Annotated in this window: 2 protein-coding genes; one reads left to right on the top strand and one right to left on the bottom strand. The window is 64.7% G+C overall.

Annotated features, from left to right (window positions below; genetic code table 11):
* Nucleotides 1–536 precede the first annotated feature (536 nt).
* Nucleotides 537–875, bottom strand: a complete 339-nt coding sequence (locus ACFVJ3_RS17085; protein ID WP_073359666.1) for an RNA polymerase-binding protein RbpA — start codon at nucleotides 873–875, stop codon at nucleotides 537–539.
* Between the two features lie 172 nt (nucleotides 876–1,047).
* Between ACFVJ3_RS17085 and ACFVJ3_RS17080 the strand changes: the two genes are divergently transcribed.
* On the top strand, nucleotides 1,048–1,380 hold the full coding sequence (locus tag ACFVJ3_RS17080; RefSeq protein WP_005246337.1) for a hypothetical protein: 333 nt from the start codon (nucleotides 1,048–1,050) through the stop codon (nucleotides 1,378–1,380).
* Nucleotides 1,381–1,418: the final 38 nt, after the last annotated feature.

Genomic DNA, 1,418 nt, shown 5'->3' with positions numbered 1-1,418 from the left:
TCGCACCCGCCCGCCGCCCGACAGACCGGAAGGTTTGGTTTGGGTGGTGGTGGGGGAATACCACGAAATGTGAGCGGTTGTAGTGGAAACGAGCGGTTGACCACCCGAAATATCGTGGGCGCCCGACCGACCGTGGTTTCAGGGTGCCGATTTCATACCCCAGGTGTGAGATCGACCCGAAGAGAAGACCAAACCCTTGACTCCGCGGTACCGAATAGTAGATTGAGAGCGGTCATGTGACCTACCTCTCAAATGGTACGGAAGCCCGAGAGGTCGGTCATACGTGGTTTCTTCGACTGCGTGTTCGGGGCGTGACGCTCGGTGCTTTGTGTGCTCGGAATGTAACGCGCCCGCGTTCAGCAGATCGGAGTACTTGGATGAGTCCTGTCGAGACGGTGACCAGCCCAGTGACCAACAGAAGCTTGTCCGTGTCGAACACCCCGTCCGTGCCGAAGCGGGGGTCGCAGCCTCCCCGGACGCGGCGAACGCCGCCCCGGCAGAGCCGAGACGGCGTTCGTACGGTTCGGTGGCCTGGGTCAGGCTCCGCGGCGCTTCGCCTTCAGCAGGTCGAGGCGCTCCTTCAGCAGCTCTTCCAGTTCCTCCTTGGAACGGCGTTCGAGCAGCATGTCCCAGTGGGTACGCGGCGGCTTGACCTTCTTGGCCTCGGGCGCAGTCCCCTCGACCAGGGTTCCCTCGAGGCCGTTACGGCACAGCCACGTACCGGGAATCTCGGCTTCGTCGGCGAAGGGAATGTCGAAGACCTCACCGTTGTCGCACCGGTACTTGGCCATCCGACGGGGCGCGAGGTCGTGGTCACGGTCGGTCTCGTAGCTCACCGCTCCGAGTCGACTCCCTCGAAGTACGCGATCTGCCATGGTTGTGTCCTCTCCTCGATCGTCTCCGCGCGAGTACGCCTGGACCAGAACCAAGCGTTCACACTCATCTACAACGCCACGGCCTCCCGATTGGTTCCCGCACGCCGCGCAGATGCAACCTCGACATCTTACCGGGCGGGCCTCGAGGCGCCGCGCAGTAAGGTGGTTGACCATGACCGGCGCCTCCCGCAGACCCGATTCCTGTGTGTGGTGCGGCCGGGAAGTGGCCGAGACGGGGATGGGGCGGCGCCGCCGGTACTGCCGCCAATCCTGCCGGCAGCGCGCGTACGAACAGCGCAACCAGGTCAAGGGCACGAGCATCCCCGCCGATGCGGTGGTGCTCACCTCGGAGGAAGCCTCCGCCATGGTCGACCGGGTTTTCCAGGTTCGATGTGCCGCCGAGGACGTGGCGACAGCCGTTGCCGAAGGTGCGGCGGCCCATGAGGTGGAGTCCCTGTGCGCCGACCTCGTGCAACTCGCACGTGAGGCCGAACGCTTCCGCTGAGCCTCGGACAGAGGCGGGGGAGTGTAGGACGCACTCGG

The sequence above is a fragment of the Rhodococcus sp. NPDC127593 genome (assembly GCF_042671975.1).
In the GTDB taxonomy this organism is placed as follows: domain Bacteria; phylum Actinomycetota; class Actinomycetes; order Mycobacteriales; family Mycobacteriaceae; genus Rhodococcus_F.
The sequence above is the reverse complement of the archived record's forward strand: the minus strand, read 5'-3'. Positions and strand labels throughout refer to the sequence as shown.